The 21,903-nt window shown below is 51.1% G+C and carries 19 protein-coding genes and 1 other RNA gene; 10 read left to right on the forward strand and 10 right to left on the reverse strand.

The window, feature by feature from the left end; translation table 11 throughout:
• Positions 1-78: 78 nt before the first annotated feature.
• The 3 genes from aroD to ydiK form a co-directional block, all read right to left on the reverse strand.
• A complete protein-coding gene (gene aroD / locus J4614_RS01820) occupies positions 79-837 on the reverse strand; it encodes a type I 3-dehydroquinate dehydratase (RefSeq protein WP_000860215.1) in 759 nt (252 codons plus the stop codon).
• Positions 838-897: 60 nt separating this feature from the next.
• Positions 898-1,005, reverse strand: an RNA gene (rprA, locus tag J4614_RS01825) — antisense sRNA RprA.
• Between the two features lie 182 nt (positions 1,006-1,187).
• Positions 1,188-2,306: an AI-2E family transporter YdiK gene (gene ydiK / locus J4614_RS01830; RefSeq protein WP_138019788.1), complete on the reverse strand. Its 1,119-nt coding sequence runs from the start codon at positions 2,304-2,306 to the stop codon at positions 1,188-1,190.
• A gap of 264 nt (positions 2,307-2,570) precedes the next feature.
• On the opposite strand from ydiK, the gene J4614_RS01835 reads away from it, so the two are divergent.
• The 3 genes from J4614_RS01835 to J4614_RS01845 all read left to right on the forward strand — a co-directional run bounded on the left by J4614_RS01835 (position 2,571) and on the right by J4614_RS01845 (position 6,321).
• Entirely contained in the window at positions 2,571-5,627 is a 3,057-nt protein-coding gene (locus tag J4614_RS01835) for an FAD-binding and (Fe-S)-binding domain-containing protein (protein WP_115396073.1), read from the forward strand.
• Positions 5,624-6,034, forward strand: coding sequence for a 1,4-dihydroxy-2-naphthoyl-CoA hydrolase (menI, locus tag J4614_RS01840; protein ID WP_000637926.1), 411 nt, complete (start codon positions 5,624-5,626; stop codon positions 6,032-6,034). The genes J4614_RS01835 and menI overlap by 4 nt, the downstream gene beginning before the upstream one ends.
• A gap of 98 nt (positions 6,035-6,132) precedes the next feature.
• The gene (locus J4614_RS01845; protein WP_001537749.1) at positions 6,133-6,321 is read left to right on the forward strand and encodes a YdiH family protein; all 189 of its coding nucleotides are present in this window, start codon (positions 6,133-6,135) and stop codon (positions 6,319-6,321) included.
• Positions 6,322-6,608: 287 nt separating this feature from the next.
• Here J4614_RS01845 and J4614_RS01850 read toward each other — a convergent pair whose 3' ends face one another.
• Positions 6,609-7,955 (reverse strand): L-cystine transporter, encoded by a 1,347-nt coding sequence (locus tag J4614_RS01850; protein WP_086801237.1) that lies wholly within the window; start codon positions 7,953-7,955, stop codon positions 6,609-6,611.
• A 426-nt stretch (positions 7,956-8,381) separates the two neighbouring features.
• On the opposite strand from J4614_RS01850, the gene sufA reads away from it, so the two are divergent.
• From sufA to J4614_RS01885, 7 genes are all read left to right on the forward strand, one after another.
• Positions 8,382-8,750, forward strand: a complete 369-nt coding sequence (sufA, locus tag J4614_RS01855) for a Fe-S cluster assembly scaffold SufA (protein ID WP_000418969.1) — start codon at positions 8,382-8,384, stop codon at positions 8,748-8,750.
• Positions 8,751-8,758: 8 nt separating this feature from the next.
• Entirely contained in the window at positions 8,759-10,246 is a 1,488-nt protein-coding gene (gene sufB, locus J4614_RS01860; protein ID WP_000089375.1) for a Fe-S cluster assembly protein SufB, read from the forward strand.
• 16 nt (positions 10,247-10,262) lie between these two features.
• Positions 10,263-11,009, forward strand: coding sequence for a Fe-S cluster assembly ATPase SufC (gene sufC, locus J4614_RS01865; protein ID WP_000948904.1), 747 nt, complete (start codon positions 10,263-10,265; stop codon positions 11,007-11,009).
• A complete protein-coding gene (gene sufD / locus J4614_RS01870) occupies positions 10,984-12,255 on the forward strand; it encodes a Fe-S cluster assembly protein SufD (protein WP_000907939.1) in 1,272 nt (423 codons plus the stop codon). Before sufC ends, sufD begins: the two co-directional genes overlap by 26 nt.
• A complete protein-coding gene (gene sufS / locus J4614_RS01875; protein WP_000143859.1) occupies positions 12,252-13,472 on the forward strand; it encodes a cysteine desulfurase SufS in 1,221 nt (406 codons plus the stop codon). Before sufD ends, sufS begins: the two co-directional genes overlap by 4 nt.
• 12 nt (positions 13,473-13,484) lie before the next feature.
• Positions 13,485-13,901, forward strand: coding sequence for a cysteine desulfuration protein SufE (gene sufE / locus J4614_RS01880; RefSeq protein WP_000729470.1), 417 nt, complete (start codon positions 13,485-13,487; stop codon positions 13,899-13,901).
• Between the two features lie 154 nt (positions 13,902-14,055).
• A complete protein-coding gene (locus J4614_RS01885; RefSeq protein WP_000817051.1) occupies positions 14,056-15,057 on the forward strand; it encodes a L,D-transpeptidase family protein in 1,002 nt (333 codons plus the stop codon).
• 67 nt (positions 15,058-15,124) lie between these two features.
• Here the strand turns inward: J4614_RS01885 and lpp are convergent, their stop codons facing one another.
• The 6 genes from lpp to J4614_RS01915 form a co-directional block, all read right to left on the reverse strand.
• Positions 15,125-15,361, reverse strand: coding sequence for a murein lipoprotein Lpp (gene lpp / locus J4614_RS01890; RefSeq protein WP_001082307.1), 237 nt, complete (start codon positions 15,359-15,361; stop codon positions 15,125-15,127).
• 310 nt (positions 15,362-15,671) lie between these two features.
• Positions 15,672-17,084, reverse strand: a complete 1,413-nt coding sequence (gene pykF / locus J4614_RS01895; protein ID WP_000751447.1) for a pyruvate kinase PykF — start codon at positions 17,082-17,084, stop codon at positions 15,672-15,674.
• Positions 17,085-17,485: 401 nt separating this feature from the next.
• A complete protein-coding gene (locus tag J4614_RS01900) occupies positions 17,486-18,829 on the reverse strand; it encodes an APC family permease (RefSeq protein WP_000756084.1) in 1,344 nt (447 codons plus the stop codon).
• 21 nt (positions 18,830-18,850) lie between these two features.
• Positions 18,851-19,744, reverse strand: a complete 894-nt coding sequence (locus J4614_RS01905) for a proline iminopeptidase-family hydrolase (RefSeq protein ID WP_001000511.1) — start codon at positions 19,742-19,744, stop codon at positions 18,851-18,853.
• 58 nt (positions 19,745-19,802) lie between these two features.
• Positions 19,803-20,540: a glutamine amidotransferase gene (locus J4614_RS01910; protein WP_000697182.1), complete on the reverse strand. Its 738-nt coding sequence runs from the start codon at positions 20,538-20,540 to the stop codon at positions 19,803-19,805.
• Positions 20,541-20,551: 11 nt separating this feature from the next.
• Positions 20,552-21,778 carry a PfkB family carbohydrate kinase gene (locus J4614_RS01915; protein ID WP_208293040.1) on the reverse strand — a complete coding sequence of 409 codons (1,227 nt, stop codon included), beginning with the start codon at positions 21,776-21,778 and terminating at the stop codon, positions 20,552-20,554.
• Positions 21,779-21,903: the final 125 nt, after the last annotated feature.

Below are 21,903 nucleotides of genomic sequence, written 5' to 3' on the forward strand. Positions count from 1 at the left end.
GCTTATCCGGCCTGCACAAGAAACATGTTGTGTAGGCCGGATAGGGCGTAAGTTGCCCGACGCCTGCATAATGCCGGGTCAGGCGTTGTGCAGAATCATTAATACACTGCGTAGATCATTTACGGCGATTTGCCCCGGCGCTGAAGCCTGCTTCACCGCGCCAAACGTGGCGGCAGAGCCAAACACTTCCCCTGCCAGACGTGAAATGACCCCCTCTTTCGCCATTGACATAGTAATTACCGGACGGTCGGCGTAATGTTGCTGCATCTCCAGCGTGGCAGTGAGTAACGTTAATACATCATGCTTGCTTTGCGGCATAACGGCAATCTTGGGAATATCCGCGCCGAGCGCTTGCATTTTACGTAGCCGCAGAACCATTTCCTCTGCGGACGGCGTCTGGTGAAAATCGTGGTTAGACATCACGACATAAACATTATGCGCATGGGCATAATCGACAGTGGCTTTAACGTCAGCATCACCGGTAAATAGCTCAAGATCGATCATATCGACCAGGCCGCTGTCGATTGCGGCACGATTAAGCGTGAGATAATGCTGAGTGGTTATTGTCTGCTCGCCGCCTTCTTTGGCGCTGCGGAAAGTAAACAGTAACGGAATGTCAGGCATCGCATCGCGGATAACACGCGCAGCGGTAAGAACGGATTGAGTCGATGCGATATCCATAAAGTGATCCACGCGCCACTCCAGAATATCGAATGTAGCTTCGCGGTAGGCTAGCGCCTCTGCTTTTACGCTATTGATGTCTCTTCCCATCAACGACACGATAATTTTGGGCATCCCTTCGCCAATGATAAGATTTTTTACGGTGACGGTTTTCATGCGTGTCCTGTCAGTTTTTTTTCTTCTTGCCATTATGAACGGTGAGGCTGGCCGCTTGAAGTAAAAAAAAGCCCATCGTAGGAGACGGGCAAAGACTACACACAGCAATTCGTTGTTTCACTCAGGGGATTTCCATGCTTATAAATCAATGTGTTGATTTATAACCGTGTGCTAATAGTAGGCATGAGCACTTTTTGCGTCGATCAGATTCGTCTCAATAGTTTAAAAACTGTAACGGATTTGCGACAGAAATGAGATGCGGCGGGGAACAGACGGGCGAATCAAAATGAGGGGTGCGTTGAATTGATAAACGTCGCTAAAGCATCGGGCGGCGATGCCGCCCGACGGGATTATGACTGCTTGTTGGCTTCCTCGATGTTATCCAGCTCTTCAAGGATCTCCTCTGGTTCATTCGTCGGCGCCGGAACTTCATGTACCCATGCGGAGAACAAACGCCAGGTCACGGCCAGAAGCACCGGTCCAATAAACAGACCAATCATACCGAATGCAATCAGTCCGCCGATTACCCCGGAAAGGATCAGAAGCAGCGGTAAATCGGCGCCCATGCGGATGAGTACCGGGCGAATCACGTTATCCAGAGTGCCGACGACGGCGCTCCAAACCAGCAGCACGGTGCCCCAGGTGGTGTCGCCTGTCCAGTAAAGCCAGATAATGGCTGGAATCAATACCGGCAACGGCCCCAACTGAACCAGACACGAAAGGATCATCACTACCGTCAACAGGGTAGCGTAAGGCACGCCGGAAATCGCCAGCCCGACGCCGCCAAGTACCGCCTGTACCAGCGCGGTGACCACCACGCCAAGCGCCACGGCGCGGATCGCCTGGGCAGCCAGCAGAACCGCCGCATCGCCGCGTTTAGCCGCGAGACGACAGGCAAAATGGCGTATTCCCATCGCCACTTGTTCGCCGCGCCAGTAAAGCAGGGCGCTAAACAACAGCATCAGGGCGCAGTGCATCATAAAGCGTCCGATATGCGCCGCCTGACCGACAAACCAGGTCGTGGTTGTGCCGATATAAGGCCGCACTTTCGCCATAATAGCGCTACCGCCCATATCCAGCAGGCTATGCCATCCGGCATACAGTTTGGCGCCAACCAACGGAATATTATTTAACCATGCCAGATCGGGTAGCGTCATATCGCCGCCGGTCACTGCATGGATGAGCGGGCCGCTACCGTCGACAATGCTGTTCACCAGCAAGGCGACGGGAATAACGAAGAGTAGCACTAACAGCAGCGTCATGACCAGTACGGCAAGCGAGCGGCGGCCCCACAATATTTTTTGTAATTTCAGCAAAACGGGCCAGGTTGCGATAACAATCGTACCTGCCCATGCAAACCCCAAAATAAAAGGCTGTACTATCCACAAACAGGCCACAATCATGATGGCTAAAAACAGCACCGATAGCAGCACTTGCGCAATATCCCTGGGCTGACGAACATTTACCATAAATACTTTTCACCTTTGTCTTTGCGCCAGAACGTTGGCGCGACGTGAACATGCAAACCACACCCTATAATGATGAGCAATTTCAGCGGTTTTTAACAGGCCGATTCTGCATGTAATTCTGTTGGGCGCACAGGAAAAAAATGTGATACAACAAATAACGCAACACGCAAACGATTAAGCATCCCTTCCTGTGCGTAGACCGCTCGCGCTCGCCGGGTTGGGCGCCACCGTTCACAACATAGACCGCAGGAAAAGGTCAATATAATGATTCCACAAATTTCTCAGGCACCCGGCGTCGTTCAGCTGGTGCTCAATTTTTTGCAGGCGCTGGAGCAGCAAGGGTTTACGGGCGATACGGCAACCAGCTATGCCGACCGTCTGACAATGTCGACCGATAACAGTATCTACCAGCTTCTTCCCGATGCTGTTGTGTTTCCCCGTTCTACGGCGGATGTCGCGCTTCTTGCCCGTCTGGCGGCGGAGCCGCGCTTTACGTCGCTGATATTTACCCCGCGAGGCGGCGGTACTGGCACGAATGGCCAGGCGCTAAACCAGGGCATTATTGTTGATATGTCCCGCTATATGAACCGCATTATTGAAATTAATCCTGAAGAGGGATGGGTGCGGGTAGAGGCGGGAGTGATAAAAGATCAACTTAATCAAGCGCTAAAACCGTATGGCTATTTTTTTGCGCCGGAACTTTCCACCAGTAATCGCGCCACGCTTGGCGGTATGATTAATACCGATGCCTCTGGTCAGGGTTCGCTGGTCTATGGAAAAACGTCAGATCACGTCTTAGGCATACGGGCCGTATTGTTGGGGGGTGATATCCTTGACACACAATCGATGCCCGTAGAGCTTGCCCGGACGCTGGGTGAAAACACGACGATGCCAGGCCGCATCTATCAGACCGTCTATCAGTCCTGCCTGGAAAACCGTCAACTTATCTTCGATAGCTTTCCAAAGCTCAATCGCTTCCTGACAGGCTACGATTTACGCCACGTCTTTAACGATGACATGACCCGCTTCGATCTTACCCGCATCTTAACGGGGTCGGAAGGGACGCTGGCGTTTATTACTGAAGCCCGGCTGGATATTACCCCGATACCCAAAGTCCGCCGTCTGGTGAATGTAAAATACGACTCCTTTGATTCCGCGCTGCGTAACGCCCCTTTTATGGTTGATGCGCGCGCCTTATCCGTCGAGACGGTCGATTCCAAAGTCCTTAACCTCGCGCGGGAAGATATTGTCTGGCACTCCGTTAGCGAATTGATTACCGATGTGCCGGATAAAGAGATGCTTGGCCTGAATATCGTGGAATTCGCGGGTGACGATGAAGCGCTTATTGACGGGCAGGTCGAGGCGCTGTGCCACCGGCTGGATGGCCTGATGGCGCGTGCGGAAGCGGGCGTGATCGGCTGGCAACTTTGTACCGATTTGACGGGTATTGAGCGTATTTACGCGATGCGTAAAAAAGCGGTAGGGCTGCTGGGTAATGCGAAAGGCGCAGCCAAACCGATTCCTTTTGCGGAAGATACCTGCGTGCCGCCTGAACATCTGGCCGATTACATCGCCGAATTTCGCGCTCTGCTGGATGGTCATGGCTTAAGTTACGGCATGTTCGGCCACGTGGATGCCGGGGTGCTGCATGTGCGTCCGGCGCTGGATATGTGCGATCCGCAGCAGGAACTGCTGATGAAACAGATCTCCGATGAGGTCGTCGCACTGACTGCCAGATACGGCGGGCTGTTGTGGGGCGAGCATGGAAAAGGTTTTCGTGCGGAATACAGCCCGGCCTTTTTCGGCGAAGTCCTGTATGGCGAGCTGCGCAAAATAAAAGCGGCTTTTGATCCGCATAATCGACTTAACCCGGGTAAAATCTGTCCACCGCAGGGGATAGAGGCGCCGATGATGAAGGTGGATGCGGTAAAACGCGGCACCTGGGATCGGCAAATCCCGCTGGCGGTGCGGCAGACCTGGCGCGGCGCTATGGAGTGTAATGGTAACGGCCTGTGCTTTAATTTCGATGCGAAAAGCCCGATGTGCCCGTCGATGAAAATTAGCCTTAACCGGATCCACTCGCCGAAAGGGCGGGCGACGCTGGTGCGGGAATGGCTCCGACTATTGGCCGATCGCGGCGTCGATCCGTTGAAACTGGAAAAGGAGTTGCCAGAAAAACGCGCCAGCTTACGCACGCTGATTGCCCGCACCCGGAATAGCTGGCACAAACGCAAAGGCGAGTATGATTTTTCCCATGAAGTTAAAGAGGCCATGTCCGGCTGTCTGGCATGTAAAGCCTGTACGACCCAGTGTCCGATTAAAATCGATGTTCCGGAGTTTCGTTCACGTTTCTTACAGCTTTACCATACGCGTTATCTGCGCCCGGTACGCGATCATCTGGTGGCGACGGTCGAGACCTACGCGCCGCTGATGGCGCGTGCGCCAAAGACCTTTAACTTTTTTATTAACCAACCGGTGGTTCGTAATCTGGCGAAAAAACATATCGGTATGGTGGATTTACCTCTGCTTTCTGCCCCTTCATTGCAACAGCAACTGGTGGGCCATCCGTCTGCCAATATGACGCTTGAGCAACTGGAGCGCATGAGCGCCGAGCAAAAAGCGAAAACGGTACTGGTGGTTCAGGATCCGTTTACCAGCTACTACGACGCTCGGGTCGTAGCGGACTTTATCCGCCTGGCGGAAAAACTGGGCAGGAGACCGGTATTGTTGCCGTTCTCACCGAATGGTAAGGCGCAGCATATTAAAGGTTTTCTTAATCGCTTTGCGAAAACGGCGAAAAAAACCTCTGAGTTCCTTAATCGGATCGCCGCGTTGGGGATGCCGATGGTGGGCGTCGATCCGGCGCTGGTACTGTGTTATCGCGACGAATACAAACTGGCGCTGGGCGAACAGCGCGGCGATTTTCATGTGTTGTTGGTGAATGAATGGTTGGCGCAGGAAATAAATGCAAGACTGTCCGTCGAGGTGAGCGGCGAACCGTGGTACTTTTTTGGTCATTGTACGGAAGTCACGGCGTTACCCGGCGCGCCTGCGCAGTGGGCCGCCATCTTTGCCCATTTTGGCGCGAAGCTGGAAAATGTCAGCGTAGGCTGTTGCGGTATGGCGGGCACTTATGGACATGAACTCACCAATCATAAAAATTCGCTGGGAATTTATGAGCTATCCTGGCATCAGGCGATGCAACGTCTACCGCGAAACCGCTGCCTGGCAACCGGCTATTCCTGCCGAAGCCAGGTTAAACGCATTGAAGGTACGGGCGTGCGTCACCCGTTGCAGGCATTACTGGAGATTATAGGTTGATCTGGAAACGTGAAGTGACCCTCGATGCGCTTAATGCGATGGGGGAAGGGAATATGGTTGGCCTGCTTGATATCCGCTTTGAGCATATTGGGGACGATACGCTGGAAGCGACAATGCCCGTCGATCATCGCACCAAACAGCCGTTCGGCTTGCTGCATGGCGGAGCGTCTGTGGTGCTGGCGGAAAGTATCGGCTCGGTCGCAGGCTATCTGTGTACGCAGGGGGAGCAAAAGGTGGTGGGGCTGGAGGTGAATGCCAACCATGTACGGTCGGCGCGTCAGGGGCGCGTACGAGGCGTCTGTAAAGCGTTGCATACCGGGGCTCGCCATCAGGTCTGGCAGATAGAGATCTTTGATGAACAGGGACGTCTGTGCTGTTCTTCGCGCCTTACTACGGCGATTGTGTGACGTTGTCACCATAAAAGTGTGATGCATATTGCTTTTGGTCAAAATGTGCGCAGAAAAAGGTGATATACTGTGCACGTTTACACATAAGCGAGGATGATATGTCTACTGATTTAGACCCAACCCAACTGGCGATTGAATTTTTACGCCGTGATAAAACCGAACTTTCTCCCGCGCAGTATTTGAAGCGTTTAAAACAGCTGGAGTTAGAGTTTGCCGATCTCCTCACCCTCTCTGCAACCGAACTGAAAGAAGAGATCTATTTCGCCTGGCGGTTGGGCGTGCATTAATAAAGTCTGTGTAGGCCGGATAAGGCGTTAGCCGCCATCCGGCTATGTTACCAGGCAATCTCACCAGACCCTGTCCCCAGGTAATAGATAATCCTCTTGATTTTGTTTAAAAAAAATACAGATCGCCATTTGTGCTAAAAAGGCGCGCTCTCTTTATGAGATTATTCTTATGCCCCTTCAAGAGCTAAGCCATTAAGAGTGCCGGAGATAAGCGCCGGATGGGGCCGGAACCCTTAAGCCTGTATTGAACAGACTTAAGGGTTTTTCTTTTCCGGGCGCGTAAAAAACTAAGGTCTGTCAATAACCGCTGGCATGTCGTCAGCCGTATGATTATTCAAAATACGGTTAGCCAGCACACCTGACATCATCGATCCGTTAACGTTCAGAGCCGTGCGGGCCATATCAACGATAGGTTCGATGGCAATAAAAATACCGACCAGCGCAACGGGAAAATTCAACGTCGACAGGACAATCAGCGCCGCGAACGTACCACCGCCGCCGACGCCGGCTACGCCAATAGACCCTAGCGCAATGGCAGGCAACATCGCGGCCAGAAAATGCAGCGAGAGCGGATCAATGCCGATGGTGGGCGCAATCATCGCTACCATAATAGCCGGATAAATCCCGGCGCAGCCATTTTGCCCCATACTGGAGCCAAACGAGGCGGAAATATTGGCAATGGTGCTTTGTACGCCAAATTTTTCCTGGGCGGAAATGGCCAGCGGGATAGAGGCTGCGCTGCTGCGGGAAACAAACGCAAAGGTTAAGACGGGCCAGACCATTCTGAAATAACGCGCTGGATTATTACCGCTGAGGATCAGCAAAATGGCGTGCACGATAAACATCATGAAAATCGCGATGTAACAGGCACCGATAAAACCAAGTAAACTGGCGAATTGTTCAAGGCGGTATGATGAAAATACGGTAGTCATTAATGCCATGACGCCATAGGGCGTTAATGCAATAACGATACGTACCATCTTCATGACCCAGATCTGAATAGCGTTAATGCCTGCGCTTAATTTCTGACCTTCTTCCGGCGCCTCTTTTTTGACCTTTAACAGGGCGATCCCCGCTATTAGCGTGAAGATAACGATGCCGATAACGGAAACACTTCTGGCCCCCGTAAGATCAAGAAAAATATTAGTCGGAATCAGCGATGTCACTAACTGGGGAATCGACACCGCAGCAGTCTTATTGATTTCTTCCGTAGTTAACATTGACGGCATGTGCACAAAAGCGCTGGCATCAAGCCCCAGCACATGAGCGGTCAGTAATCCGATAAAACCGGCAGCCATCACCAGGCATAACATGCATCCGACGATCGTCAGCGACATTTTTCCGATGCCGGCGCTATTTTCCAGTTTATTGATGGCGGAAAGAATAGAAATAAAAATTAGCGGTATAGCGACCAGTTTTAACAGGTGGACGTAACCATTGCCGACGATGCTGTACCATTCGATAATAGTTTTAGTGTGATTTGCTGAAATTAAATGCAGAGATAAACCAATAACAGCCCCTAAAAAGATAGCGATAAAAACGCTTTTCGACAGGGAATCGCTTTTTTGATTAATTCTTAAGATGACCCACGAGAAAACCAAAAAAAGTGCGATATACGCGAGCGTAACAACCATATTTTAAGCCTCTTGCCTCATTCAGCACCTGAAATGCCGGAAAGAGTTTACATAAACCTATAGCCCAAACTGAGTTATAGAACCGCAGCGGATTATAAAGAGCGCAACGCCAGGTATCCATACAAAAAATGGGGTTCTGACCTCGCCGCTCGACAATGTCGACAGCCTATTAATTAAATAGTCATTTTCTATACATCTTTTCGTTTTTGACCTGTCAGAACGGTTAACATCTTATAAATCGTTAATTATCAAAATGTTAAGTGATTTTTTGTCTATCGTATGACCTGGCGGACAGGGTCTATGCTTAATAAAAGGCGCTCAATATGACCATTTGTTGGAAAGCCCCTGCGGTTAAGGGGTTGAAGTGATAATCATTATCACTAACATGCTGTTATATCCTGGTGATTTAGAACGCGAGGTAACTCTATGGAATTGCATTCAGACACGTTTAACCCGGAGGACTTCCCCTGGCAAGGGCTGACGCTAACGCCAGCGGCGGCAGCGCACATACGTGAACTGGCAGCAAAGCAGCCGGGCATGTTGGGCGTGCGGTTAAGCGTAAAACAGACGGGATGTGCCGGATTTGGCTATGTTCTGGATACCGTTCGGGAGCCGGATAAAGACGATCTGGTTTTTGAAGCCGAAGGCGCAAAGCTTTTCGCACCGTTACAGGCGATGCCTTTTATTGACGGAACAGAAGTGGATTACGTACAGGAAGGGCTGAACCAGTTATTTAAATTTCATAACCCCAAAGCCCAGAATGAATGCGGCTGCGGCGAAAGTTTTGGGGTATAGGCGGTACTATGTCTCGTAATACTGAAGCAACGGAAGAGGTCGGCATCTGGACAGGCGGACGCCTTAATTACAAAGAAGGATTTTTCACGCAACTACCCACTGATGAACTGGCAAAAGGCATCAGCGAAGAGGTGGTGCGCGCGATTTCCGCAAAGCGTAACGAACCTGAGTGGATGCTGGAATTTCGTCTCAATGCCTATAGAGCCTGGCTGGACATGGATGAACCGCACTGGCTGAAGGCGCACTACGATAAACTGAACTATCAGGACTACAGCTATTACTCTGCGCCATCATGCGGAAACTGCGACGATAACTGCGTTTCCCAGCCGGGAGCCGTACAGCAAACGGGCGCGAATACCTTTTTGAGTAAAGAGGTTGAAGACGCCTTCGAGCAGCTTGGCGTTCCGGTTCGCGAAGGGAAAGAGGTCGCCGTCGATGCGATTTTTGACTCGGTCTCCGTAGCGACCACATACCGTGAAAAACTGGCGGAACAGGGCATTATTTTCTGTTCTTTTGGCGAAGCGATACACGATCACCCTGACCTGGTCAGGAAATATCTTGGCACCGTCGTGCCGGGGAACGATAACTTTTTTGCCGCGCTGAATGCGGCAGTCGCTTCCGATGGGACATTTATCTATGTTCCCAAAGGTGTGCGTTGCCCGATGGAGTTATCCACCTATTTTCGCATTAACGCCGAGAAAACCGGTCAGTTTGAGCGCACGATTCTGGTGGCGGATGAAGGCAGCTATGTGAGTTATATCGAAGGCTGCTCCGCGCCCGTACGCGACAGTTATCAGCTCCACGCCGCGGTAGTGGAAGTCATCATCCATAAAGATGCTGAAGTAAAATATTCCACCGTACAAAACTGGTTCCCGGGCGACAACAACACGGGCGGCATTTTGAACTTTGTGACCAAGCGGGCGTTGTGCGAAGGGGAAAACAGCAAGATGTCGTGGACCCAGTCGGAAACCGGTTCGGCGATTACCTGGAAATACCCGAGCTGTATTCTGCGTGGTGATAATTCTATCGGCGAGTTCTATTCCGTTGCGCTGACCAGTGGACATCAGCAGGCTGACACCGGTACCAAAATGATCCATATCGGTAAAAACACGCGCTCAACCATTATCTCAAAAGGCATTTCCGCCGGCCACAGCCAGAACAGCTACCGTGGGTTGGTAAAAATTATGCCGACGGCGACCAACGCCCGAAATTTCACCCAATGCGACTCCATGTTGATTGGCGCGGACTGCGGCGCGCATACGTTCCCGTATGTTGAATGTCGCAATAACAGCGCGCAGCTGGAGCACGAAGCGACAACATCACGCATCGGTGAAGATCAGCTTTTCTATTGTCTGCAACGCGGTATCAGCGAAGAAGACGCTATTTCGATGATCGTCAACGGTTTCTGTAAAGACGTTTTCTCGGAACTGCCGCTGGAGTTTGCCGTTGAAGCGCAAAAACTGCTGGCGATTAGCCTTGAGCACAGCGTCGGTTAATGATGAAGGAAAACCCATGTTAAGCATTAAAGATTTACAGGTCAGTGTGGAAGAAAAAGCGATTTTGCGTGGCCTGAATCTGGAGATTCGCCCTGGCGAAGTTCACGCCATTATGGGGCCGAACGGTTCCGGGAAAAGCACGCTCTCCGCCACCCTGGCGGGACGTGAAGATTACGAGGTCACTGGCGGCTCGGTTACGTTCAAAGGTAAAGATCTGCTTGAACTGTCGCCGGAGGAACGGGCGGGTGAAGGGATTTTTATGGCCTTCCAGTACCCGGTAGAAATCCCCGGCGTCAGTAACCAGTTTTTCCTGCAAACCGCGCTGAATGCCGTGCGCGCCTACCGCGGGCAGACGTCGTTGGATCGCTTTGATTTTCAGGATCTGATGGAAGAAAAGATCGCATTGCTGAAAATGCCGGAAGATTTGCTGACCCGTTCGGTAAACGTCGGTTTTTCCGGCGGGGAGAAAAAGCGCAATGATATTTTGCAAATGGCGGTGCTGGAGCCGGAACTGTGCATCCTTGATGAGTCGGACTCCGGACTGGATATCGATGCGTTGAAAATTGTGGCGGAAGGCGTCAACGCGTTACGCGACGATAAACGCGCTTTTATTATCGTGACCCACTATCAGCGCATACTGGACTACATCAAGCCTGATTACGTCCATGTCCTCTACCAGGGGCGAATTGTCCGATCCGGCGATTTTACTCTGGTCAAACAACTGGAGGAGCAGGGTTATGGCTGGCTTACCGAACAGCAGTAAAGCGCTACAGCAATGGCAGCATCTCTTTGAAGAAAAAGGAGTAAGTCGAACTGAGCAGGCAAGACAACATTTACAACAGATGTTACGTCTGGGATTGCCGACGCGTAAACATGAAGACTGGAAATACACGCCGCTGGAGGGCTTAACCCATAGCCAGTTTATCCAGCAGTGTGCGACTATCAGCGCCGCACAGCGTGATGCGCTGGCGCTGCAAATCGATGCCGTGCGGCTGGTGTTTGTCGACGGTCGGTTTATGCCAGAGCTTAGTGATAGCACGCAAAACAGCGGATTTGACGTTAGCGTCAGGGATGAACGCCAGACGCTTGCCGCGCCGGTACATCCCGAGGTTTTTCTGCATCTGACGGAAAGCCTGGCGCAATGTGTCACGTATATACAGGTACGGCGAAATCAGCGTCCGACCAGGCCGTTACTGTTAATGCATATCACGCAGGGTGTGGATGGCGACGAGCTGAATACCGCGCATTATCGCCACCATCTGGCGCTGGCGGAAGGCGCGGAAGCGACGGTTATTGAGCATTATGTCAGCCTTACAGCGGCAAAACATTTTACCGGCGCGCGTCTGACGATGAACGTTGCAGACAATGCGCAACTGTGCCATATCAAACTGGCGTTTGAAAATGCGTCCAGCTATCACTTTGCGCATAACGATCTTCTGCTGGCGACAGACGCCTCGGCGTTTAGCCACAGTTTTCTGCTGGGCGCCGCAGTACTACGTCACCACAGCAGCTCACAACTGAATGGTGAAAACGCGACGCTTCGACTGAATAGTCTGGCGATGCCGGTGAAAAATGAAGTCTGCGATACGCGGACATGGCTGGAACATAACAAAGGTTACTGTAACAGCCGCCAGTTGCACAAGACCATCGTCAGCGACAAAGGACGCGCGGTCTTTAATGGCCTGATCAACGTGGCGCAACACGCCATTAAAACCGACGGCCAGATGACCAATAATAACCTGTTGTTGGGGAAACTGGCTGAAGTCGATACCAAACCGCAATTAGAGATCTATGCCGATGACGTGAAGTGCAGCCACGGCGCGACGATCGGGCGTATTGACGATGAGCAGATGTTTTATCTGCAATCACGCGGCATCAGGCAGCAGGAGGCGCGGCACATGATTCTTTACGCGTTTGCCGCAGAGTTAACGGAAGCTATCCATGATAGCGCCCTTAAACAGCAGGTGCTGGCGCGAATCGGCCAGCGACTGCCCGGAGGCCTGGTATGACATTTCCTGTAGAAAAAGTACGGGCGGATTTTCCCATACTGCAGCGTGAAGTTAACGGCCTGCCGCTGGCTTACCTGGACAGTGCAGCCAGCGCTCAAAAACCCAATCAGGTGATTGACGCTGAATCTGCCTTCTACCGTCACGGCTATGCTGCGGTACATCGAGGTATCCATACGTTAAGCGCACAGGCGACCGAAAGCATGGAGAATGTGCGTAAGCAGGCGTCGCGGTTTATTAACGCCCGCTCCGCAGAAGAACTGGTGTTCGTGCGCGGTACGACGGAGGGCATTAACCTTGTCGCCAACAGTTGGGGAACGGAAAATATTCGCGCCGGGGATAACATTATTATCAGCGAGATGGAGCATCACGCCAACATCGTTCCCTGGCAGATGCTGTGCGAGCGCAAAGGCGCCGAACTGCGCGTGATCCCATTGCATCCTGACGGTACGCTGCGGCTGGAGACCTTAGCTGCGCTGTTCGATGACCGGACCCGACTGCTGGCCATTACCCACGTTTCCAATGTGCTGGGGACGGAAAACCCACTGCCGGACATGATTGCGCTGGCGCGCCAGCATGGGGCGAAAGTGCTGGTGGATGGCGCCCAGGCCGTGATGCACCATGCTGTTGACGTCCAGGCGCTGGACTGCGATTTTTACGTTTTCTCCGGCCATAAACTTTACGGGCCGACCGGCATCGGCATTCTGTATGTTAAAGAGGCATTGCTGCAAGAAATGCCGCCGTGGGAAGGGGGCGGGTCGATGATTTCGACCGTCAGCCTGACGCAGGGAACGACATGGGCGAAAGCGCCCTGGCGTTTTGAGGCGGGAACGCCGAATACTGGCGGCATCATCGGTCTGGGCGCGGCAATTGACTATGTGACGTCGCTGGGACTGGATAAGATTGGCGATTATGAGCAGATGCTGATGCGCTATGCGCTGGAGCAACTGGCGCAGGTGCCTGATATCACGCTGTATGGTCCGGCGCAGCGGTTGGGCGTCATCGCGTTTAATCTGGGTAAACACCATGCTTATGACGTCGGCAGCTTTCTTGATAATTACGGTATCGCGGTACGAACGGGGCATCACTGCGCGATGCCGCTCATGGCCTGGTATGGCGTGCCGGCAATGTGCCGGGCTTCGCTGGCGATGTATAACACCCATGAAGAAGTGGACCGACTGGTGGCAGGATTAACGCGTATCCACCGCTTATTGGGATAACAGTGAGGTTTTATGGCTGCGCTACCGGATAAAGAAAAATTGCTGCGTAACTTTACGCGTTGCGCTAATTGGGAAGAGAAATATTTATATATTATTGAGTTGGGGCAGCGCCTGGCGGAGTTAAATCCGCAGGATCGCAATCCGCAAAATACGATTCATGGCTGTCAGAGCCAGGTGTGGATAGTGATGCGGCGAAACGCCAACGGCATTATCGAATTGCAGGGCGACAGCGACGCGGCGATCGTTAAAGGCCTTATGGCGGTGGTATTTATTTTGTACCACCAAATGACGGCGCAGGATATTGTGCATTTTGATGTCCGGCCATGGTTCGAAAAAATGGCGCTTACACAGCACCTCACGCCTTCTCGTTCTCAGGGGCTGGAAGCAATGATTCGCGCAATTCGCGCTAAGGCCGCCACTCTTAGCTAAACTGTACAGACAGCGTTCTACCTGATGTCAAATCCTTTGTCGGACGGCGGCGTCGCTTTATCCAGAGGGGACAGAGCGTGTATTTTGTTGTTCTGATAAGCGAAGCGCTATCAGCCGTCGCAGAGGACATCACCAGGAATACAGGAGGTTTGGTATGAAACGTGCGTCTTTCATTACTCTAGCTATTATCGGCGCGTATAGCGCGTTACAGGCAGCCTGGGCGGTTGATTATCCATTACCGCCCGAAGGCAGCCGTCTTATTGGTCAGAATCAAACCTATACCGTACAGGAAGGTGATAAAAACCTGCAGGCTATCGCCCGGCGTTTTGATACGGCGGCGATGCTCATTCTTGAAGCGAACAATACGATTGCGCCGGTGCCTAAGCCCGGTACGCTAATTACCATTCCCTCGCAGATGCTATTGCCGGATGCGCCCAGGGAAGGCGTTATCGTCAACCTCGCGGAGCTACGGTTGTATTATTATCCGCCGGGAGAAAACCGCGTTCAGGTATATCCCATCGGCATCGGTTTGCAGGGACTGGAAACTCCCGTCATGGACACCCGGATAGGGCAAAAGATCCCCAACCCGACGTGGACGCCGACGGCGGGCATACGCCAACGTTCGCTTGAGCGGGGGATCACGCTGCCGCCGGTGATCCCTGCCGGGCCAAATAACCCGCTGGGACGCTATGCGCTGCGTCTGGCGCACGGTAATGGGGAATATCTCATTCATGGCACCAGCGCGCCGGATAGCGTGGGTCTGCGCGTGAGTTCCGGTTGCATTCGCATGAACGCGCCGGACATCAAAGCGTTATTTGCGCAGGTCAGAACGGGGACACCGGTAAAAGTGATTAACCAGCCGGTGAAATTCTCTGTCGAGCCGAATGGCATTCGTTATGTAGAGGTACACAGGCCGCTATCGCCGGAAGAAGAGCAAAACGTGCAGACGATGCCCTACGTGTTGCCTGCGGAATTTACCGCATTCAGAAACGCGCAAGGGGTGGATAGTCGCCTGGTCGATAAGGCGCTATACCGGCGAGCCGGGTATCCTGTCAGTGTGAGCGCCGGGCAGACGCCAGCGGTAAATACGACCGCAGTCGAATCCGCTCAGAACGGTTTTGTCGGGGAAGAGGGGCAAACGCGCGCGACGCAGTAGCCTTCGCAGCAAACGACGGACAAAAAAATGGCGCACGATGTGCGCCATTTTTATTACGCAGGTACTATTACTTACGGTATTTAGTAGCCTGGTTGTCCAGACGCTGGTTAGCGCGAGCTGCGTCGTCTTTAGCAGCCTGAACGTCGGAACGCATTGCGTTCACGTCGTTGCTCAGCTGGTCAACTTTAGCGTTCAGAGTCTGAACGTCAGAAGACAGCTGATCGATTTTAGCGTTGCTGGAGCAACCAGCCAGCAGAGTAGAACCCAGGATTACCGCGCCCAGTACCAGTTTAGTACGATTCATTATTAATACCCTCTAGATTGAGTTAATCTCCATGTAGCGTTACAAGTATTACACAAACTTTTTTATGTTGAGAATATTTTTTTGATGGGAATGCACTTATTTTTGATCGTTCGCTCAAAGAAGCATCGAAATGCATGAAAGTCCCTAAAAAACCGAAAGAAAACAGGGGGCTTCCATCGGATTCTTCTTAGATAATCCGCAATTAGATAGTAAAATCCGATTTGATTTTTTTATTAATAGTGGCTATCGATTAAATAAAAAAAGCGCCGGAAGGGCGCTTTTTTAAACAAATTAATTCACACAACAATTATTACAGTACGTGAACAGAGGCGGTGTTAGTGGTGCCGCTTGGAACCAGCGCGCCGGAGACCATCACTACGACGTCGCCTTTCTGGGCGAGGCCGCTTTGCAGGGCGACATCTTTGCCCAGACGGTAGAAATCATCAGTAGAATTGATTTCTTTCACCAGCTGCGATACCACGCCTTTGCTCAGTACTAACTGACGGGCAGTCACTTCATTGGTGGTCAATGCCAGGATGGTGGCGTCCGGGAAGTATTTACGCACGGCGCGAGCGGATTTACCGCCCTGGGTCGCTACCACGATCAGCGGCGCTTCCAGTTTTTCGGCAGTTTCTACCGCACCGCGGCATACTGCTTCCGTAATGCGCAGTTTACGGCTGTCGTTGTTGTAGTCCAGACGGCTGTTCATGACACGGTCGGTACGTTCGCAGATGGTCGCCATGATAGAAACGGCTTCCAGCGGGTATTTCCCTTTTGCGGATTCGCCGGACAGCATAACCGCATCCGTACCGTCGAGGATGGCGTTCGCAACGTCGCCTGCTTCTGCACGGGTCGGACGCGGGTTTTTGATCATAGAATCCAGCATCTGAGTCGCGGTGATCACGACTTTACGTGCGCGGATACATTTTTCGATCATCATTTTCTGCGCAAAAATCACTTCTTCAACCGGGATTTCTACGCCCAGGTCGCCACGCGCAACCATGATGCCGTCGGAAGCTTCGAGAATTTCATCGAAGTTGTTCAGGCCTTCCTGGTTTTCGATCTTAGAGATAATCTGGATGTTTTCGCCGCCGTGGGCTTTCAAATGCTCGCGAATTTCGACAACGTCAGAACGTTTACGGATAAAGGACGCCGCAACAAAGTCAACGCCCTGTTCGCAACCGAAGATCAGGTCCTGTTTGTCTTTTTCAGCCAGCGCCGGCAGAGCAATAGAAACGCCCGGCAGGTTAACGCCTTTGTTCTCGCCCAGATCGCCGTTGTTCAGCACCTTACAAATTACTTTATTGCCTTCGATGGCGGTCACTTCCATACCGATCAGACCATCGTCAACCAGGACGGTGTTGCCAACGCTCAGGTCGCTGGTGAAGCCTTCATAGGTGACGGCAACGATTTCATTATTACCGACCACGGATTTGTCGGTGGTAAAAGTGAAGGTTTGACCCGCTTTCAGCGAAACGTCGTTACCGCCTTCCAGTTTAATGGTGCGGATTTCTGGTCCTTTAGTATCAAGCAGAATAGCGGCTTTTTTACCAGTTTTGCTCATCACGTTGCGCAAGTTCTGGATACGCTGACCGTGTTCTGCATAATCGCCATGAGAGAAGTTCAGACGCATCACGTTCATGCCCGCGTCCAGCATTTTGCTTAACATCTCTTCGGATTCGGTTTTCGGACCGATAGTACAAACAATTTTCGTCTTTTTCATGACAGTCTTAGTCTTTAAGTTGAGGAGGATATGGAAATCTGGCTTCGGGCGCGCACGGCCCGGAAGCTAAGCCTGTGTTGCTAAAGTGATGATGCCTCGCTCTAAGGATAGGTGACATCGAAAGAGCGTGCAGAGGAATGTGTGCTCGCGTTTCAGCCCAACGGGAAGGGGATAATTTTAGTCGTTGAGTTTTACAGTCCAATGCGCTGAAACCATTCAAGAGACAATTGGCGCGCATTATACGCTGAAATTTACAAAAAAGGAAAATGAAAACCCTGTTTCAAAAGACATCTGTGCAGATCCACAACGGTTTGTTATTACGCTGTTTACGATGTCGCTGGCGATGACGCCGCCCGAACAGGGGCGGCGTTGCGCAACAGCGGGTGTTGTTGCGCATAATGTCAATCGAGCAACTTTTTGCCTTCCAGGTCGATGGCGATGTTTTGGTTGTGTGCTTTTCGATAGCACAGAATCGCTATCCCGATCGCCGCCCAGCTAATTCCGAGTATCAGAGCGTGAATGTTCATGTTTAAACAGACGTAGCCGATGACGATCATCCCCATGATCGGCGAAATGACATGGGCGAAAATGCGCCGCTGGGCTTTCATCCGGAAATTGAACAGAATAAACACACACAGGTTCACGACAAAAAAAGCGAAAAGCGCGCCAAAGTTCACCAGCGTGGAGATAGATTCAATCTTGCCGGAAAACAGGTAGCTGAGCAGCAGGGTGACGCCGCCGGTAAACAGAATGGCATAATCCGGCGTTTTACGCGTGGTGTGGACGTGAGCGAGGAAGGCGGGCAACATTCGGTCGCGCCCCATTGAAAATAGCACTCTGGACACCGCCGTTTGCGCGGTAATAATGTTGCCGACGGCGCACACAAACGCCACAATGATGGAAAACGCCACTTTGAGCCAGATACCGCCAACGTTGCCGGCAATGGTGAAAAATGCTTCATTCGTCGCATTACCTTCCGCGAAGCGGTCGACGTTACCGGTGGCGAACGCCGCAAACGCCACAACGATAATAAACAGTACTGTCGCCAAAACTAACGCCAACAGCGTTGCTTTACTGACGGCGCGCCCCCCGCCTTCGCTTTCTTCACTTAATGTACTGATAGCGTCAAAGCCGAGAAAATTCAGCGCAGCCACCGAAATCGCCGTCGCGATGAGCCCTGGGGTGAACCACTGTGAATCGAAAAAAGGCCGGAAGGAAAGCGTTATCTGACTACTGTTCAGCATCAACAGACGGACAATGAGCAGAACGAAAATCGCCAGAATACCGAGTTGAATGAAGACCAGTAACTTATCAAATTTCGCCGTTTGCTGTATCCCGAGATAGTTGACTCCGGTGCCAATAGCCACATAAATCAACGGCCAGACCCAGACCGGGATTTGCGGTAAAATAGCGTGGACCGCGACGCCGCCCAGCACTGCCACGAGCGTAGGGAACAAAAGATAATCCAACAGTAATATCCATCCGGTCAGAAACCCTACGGCGGGATTAATGCATACGCCAGCATACGCATAGGCCGAACCCGACGAGGAGATATGCTGCGATAAGGTAGAGTAGCTGTACGCGGTAAAAAACATCGCGATAGCGCCAATAATATAAACCAGCGCAACCATACCGTGCGAAAGATTATAAACGACGCCATAAAGAGAGACTGGTGCGATAGGCACCATAAACACCAGACCATAAAGCACTAAATCGGTAAGAGACAATTTTTTGACTTTTTTCATGATAAATACCTTAATGGCTTTTTATGCCAGATCGCGTAAAAACGCGCTTACCGCTGCGAGGCAGGGCGCGATATTTTCTTCATGCGGGTTATGGCTGCTGCCAGGAATAGTGACCGCGCGGCAGTCTGAAATGTGAGAGAGCAGCGGAGAGACGACGCGCTCGGTTGCCTGATCGTTTTCGCCGCGCAGTACCAGAACAGGACAGCGTATCTGACACAAATGGGGCGTAATATCCCAGTCGGCAAGTTTGCCATTTGCCGCCAGTTCATTGGTTCCCCATAAAATGTGATAACCCGTAGGGTCGGCGGCGAACTGCGCATTAGATCGCTGAACATGAACGGCTTCTTCCGCGAGGGTATAAACGTGCCTGGCATAATAAGCGACCAGCTGTTCCGGTGGGTTTTGATAAATGACGGCGGGCATAATGACGTTTTTGATATCGTCATCGGACATTGGCGTCAGAGCGTTAAAGAGCCGTATGCCTTCCTGTTGCCACAGGGCGATACTGGCCGGCGAACTGGCCAGTATCGTCCCGCGAAGCCCGGCAGGCTGTAAGCAGGCGTGCTCTGCGGCAAGCATTCCGCCCCAGGAATGTCCCAGTATCGAATACCCGTGCCCAATACCCAGGTGATGAATTAATTGGGTTAATTGACGGAGATAACGCGCAATAGTCCAGAAAGACGCGTCGGCATGAGGAAAATGCGTTGAACGACCGCAGCCATATTGATCGTAAAATATTACCATGCGCCCGTCATCAGCCAGACGGCGATAATTTAATAAATAATCAAAGCCGCCAGAAGGGCCGCCGTGAAGGATAATGAGCGGCGTGAGTAATGATTTTCTGTCTCCATAAATCCGATAGCTTGTCAATATGTTTTCAGAAAACATTTCGCCATAGAGATAAGTATCATTCATATTCTTAATGACTCAGTGTGTGGCAGGGCAGGCGAAATTTATATTCGCCTGGATAATATTATTTTTTTATTGTGTGTAAAACATTACACCAGAAGGTGGCGTAATGTTCCCATTGCAGAAACTGCGGGCTTCCCCAGTGCGGCGAACAATCACTGGCAAAGCAACATACTTTCCCTTTATGGTAAGTACCCATAACTAACAGTGGATCGCCATTAATTTCAGCAAGGACCTGACTATTTTCTTTGGCGATAAGCTTGTTATAGCCCAACAGCGGCGGCCATTCGCTAAATGGCTGGGTAATAACATGCTCTACCGCAGTATTTACTGCTTTACATCCTTGCGGTAGTTCTACGCGGTCATCTACATCCAGCATATCAACCGGCAATACCTCCGCCAGAATCGTATTTTTATAATTGGCTTTTGCTTCTATTCCCGTAAAGGATAAATACCCGCCGATCATCAACAGACCGCCGCCCTCAGCAACATAATCCGCGATAAGTTGTAATGCATCAGGAATAATATCCATATTATAAAACGTTCTGTTTTGTAGCAGGAACGTATTGCTACCGATATCACTGATGACGATCGCATCATAGCAGGCTAATGCTTCGGCGGTTTGTGGAAAACGAGTTTGCACAATATGGGCAGGCATGTAGTCCACATCGATATTACCCTGGCGTAAGCAGGATAATAAATAGTCTGCGCCTTCTTCATATTTGCTCGATGTAAAGCTATCAAAACCTTTAGAGTGAATCATATGAATGTGCCAGGATTCGCCAATAAATAAAATTTTCATTATGTCACCTGTTAATTCATGTTAATGACTTTATTAGATTGGGTACGCATTCGATGTAAAACCTGCAAGTGCTGAGGCATACTCGACGCACCGACTTGTTCCACCGCCAGAGAAGCGAAAGCGGAGGCATATTGAATGGCTGCGACCATGTCTGCTTGTCGCGCCAGCGCGGCGGCTAAGGCGCCATTAAAAGCGTCACCGGCCCCGGCGGCATCTTTTACCACGGCGCTCCACGCAGGAATATACAACGTGCGGGCGTGCTCACAGAGCAGAAAACCACGGGCGCCAAGGGTAATGATGACTTTTTTCACCCCGGATTGCAGAATAATATTTCCGGCTTTTTTCGCATCATTAATATCAGTAATGGTTACGCCGGATAAAAAAGATGCTTCAGTTTCATTCGGCGTGATGATGTCAATATCAGATAATAAATGCGTCACCTGTTTCGTATAGGGGGCAGGATTCAGCATGATCATTTTATTTTCTTGTTTGCCCAGGCGAATAAATTCAGTCAACGCTTCAATGTTCGTTTCGAGCTGCATTAACATAACGTCAGACTCGGCGATATAACGGTGTTGCTCGTTAATCTCTTGCGTGGTGAGCATCATATTGGCGCCAGGGTAGATGGCGATAATATTATCGCCATCTACGGCGGAGACATAGATCAATGCGCTACCGGTGGGCGCTTTATCTGTTTGATACGCGCTGTATGAGGTGATGCCTGATTGAATAATATGATTCATAGCAAATGCGCTGAACTGATCTTTGCCCACTTTAAAAATAAAATGCGCCGCAGCGCCGGCATTGTTTGCCGCTAAAGCCTGGTTGGCTCCTTTACCGCCAGGATAGAATCCAAATTGACTGGCCAGAATGGATTCTCCGCTTTGTGGAAACCACGGCACGGTTGCTGAAACATCAATATTGAATGAGCCTAAAACACACACCTTGCCTGCTTTTTTTGTGTTTTCCCGGCGCAGTTTTGCATCCTGATGGATTGGCGTGGCGATAGTGCTGGAGATATCAATCTTATTTTCAGTGATAAGCTTACTCAGCGCGTCACGGTTTAAAATCCCTCCGCCATAGCAACGCTGAAGCATACCTGATTTCTGGAAATAGCGTAGATCGGAACGAATAGTCTCCTGGCTAACCTTATAAAGGTCTGAAAGTTTACTGACGCTAACACTATTATCCTTTATCAGTAAATTAATGATGGCATGACGTCTTTCTTCTTTAAACATATTGCCTCCGGGTAGTGAGTTGAATTGTATTTATGGCAATGTTGTCATGCGGTGAATTCAATCACAGATTATGCGGTCAACCGGAAGTAACCCCAAATGAATGTCAATAATCAGAAGCGCAGCCA

This window comes from Salmonella sp. 32031103-2018-00083-FB-01-SM-01 (assembly GCF_017571995.1).
In the GTDB taxonomy this organism is placed as follows: domain Bacteria; phylum Pseudomonadota; class Gammaproteobacteria; order Enterobacterales; family Enterobacteriaceae; genus Salmonella; species Salmonella enterica.

Coding starts and splice junctions, on each gene's coding strand:
- pykF (WP_000751447.1), bottom strand. CDS start 17,084: ATGAAAAAGACGAAAATTGTTTGTACTATCGGTCCGAAAACCGAATCC.
- J4614_RS01835 (WP_115396073.1), top strand. CDS start 2,571: ATGATTCCACAAATTTCTCAGGCACCCGGCGTCGTTCAGCTGGTGCTC.
- aroD (WP_000860215.1), bottom strand. CDS start 837: ATGAAAACCGTCACCGTAAAAAATCTTATCATTGGCGAAGGGATGCCC.
- lpp (WP_001082307.1), bottom strand. CDS start 15,361: ATGAATCGTACTAAACTGGTACTGGGCGCGGTAATCCTGGGTTCTACT.
- ydiK (WP_138019788.1), bottom strand. CDS start 2,306: ATGGTAAATGTTCGTCAGCCCAGGGATATTGCGCAAGTGCTGCTATCG.
- sufS (WP_000143859.1), top strand. CDS start 12,252: ATGACATTTCCTGTAGAAAAAGTACGGGCGGATTTTCCCATACTGCAG.
- sufE (WP_000729470.1), top strand. CDS start 13,485: ATGGCTGCGCTACCGGATAAAGAAAAATTGCTGCGTAACTTTACGCGT.
- J4614_RS01885 (WP_000817051.1), top strand. CDS start 14,056: ATGAAACGTGCGTCTTTCATTACTCTAGCTATTATCGGCGCGTATAGC.
- sufD (WP_000907939.1), top strand. CDS start 10,984: ATGGCTGGCTTACCGAACAGCAGTAAAGCGCTACAGCAATGGCAGCAT.
- J4614_RS01915 (WP_208293040.1), bottom strand. CDS start 21,778: ATGTTTAAAGAAGAAAGACGTCATGCCATCATTAATTTACTGATAAAG.
- sufB (WP_000089375.1), top strand. CDS start 8,759: ATGTCTCGTAATACTGAAGCAACGGAAGAGGTCGGCATCTGGACAGGC.
- J4614_RS01845 (WP_001537749.1), top strand. CDS start 6,133: ATGTCTACTGATTTAGACCCAACCCAACTGGCGATTGAATTTTTACGC.
- J4614_RS01900 (WP_000756084.1), bottom strand. CDS start 18,829: ATGAAAAAAGTCAAAAAATTGTCTCTTACCGATTTAGTGCTTTATGGT.
- J4614_RS01850 (WP_086801237.1), bottom strand. CDS start 7,955: ATGGTTGTTACGCTCGCGTATATCGCACTTTTTTTGGTTTTCTCGTGG.
- J4614_RS01905 (WP_001000511.1), bottom strand. CDS start 19,744: ATGAATGATACTTATCTCTATGGCGAAATGTTTTCTGAAAACATATTG.
- sufA (WP_000418969.1), top strand. CDS start 8,382: ATGGAATTGCATTCAGACACGTTTAACCCGGAGGACTTCCCCTGGCAA.
- J4614_RS01910 (WP_000697182.1), bottom strand. CDS start 20,540: ATGAAAATTTTATTTATTGGCGAATCCTGGCACATTCATATGATTCAC.
- sufC (WP_000948904.1), top strand. CDS start 10,263: ATGTTAAGCATTAAAGATTTACAGGTCAGTGTGGAAGAAAAAGCGATT.